The following is a 587-nucleotide window of genomic DNA, read 5'->3' on the forward strand; positions in this document are numbered from 1 at the left end:
AGCGCGCTGTTTTCTTAAACGCAGATGTATTTAAACTGCTTCGTGAATACCGTGACCAAGGTACTCAGTTTGATGTGGTTATCATGGATCCACCTAAGTTTGCAGAAAGCAAAGCGCAACTAAATGGCGCATGTCGTGGTTACAAAGACATCAATATGTTGGCGATGCAAATTCTAAAACCTGGTGGCACGCTACTGACCTACTCTTGCTCTGGCTTAATGGACCAAGTTTTGTTCCAAAAAATCATTGCTGACGCAGCGGTAGACGCAAACCGCCAAGTGAAATTTGTTGAGCGCTTTGAACAAGCCGCAGATCACCCAACCGACACGGCATACCCAGAAGGTTTCTACCTAAAAGGCTTTGCTTGTAAAGTGCTTTAATCGCTCTTTGGCGATTATCGGAACGACATAAAAACGGAGCTTTCGCTCCGTTTTTCTTATTCTCTCAACTGTTCGAGATTACTGATTAAGCTGTTGGCGATATCTGCGGCCGATGCGCCATCGAAATTAACTTCTAACTGTTGACCATCTTTATTAATCGTCAATGTCGAGTTACCTCCACTTTCAGTCACTTCTACGGTTATATCA

1 pseudogene is annotated in these 587 nt (G+C 43.8%); it reads left to right on the forward strand.

The features are described 5' to 3' along the window. Positions 1-380 (forward strand): annotated as a pseudogene (locus R7P72_RS25770) (23S rRNA (cytosine(1962)-C(5))-methyltransferase RlmI); the annotation flags it as partial. Positions 381-587 lie beyond the last annotated feature (207 nt).

Origin of the sequence: Vibrio sp. Vb0888, assembly GCF_033338835.1 — a bacterium.
In the GTDB taxonomy this organism is placed as follows: Bacteria; Pseudomonadota; Gammaproteobacteria; order Enterobacterales; family Vibrionaceae; genus Vibrio; species Vibrio alginolyticus.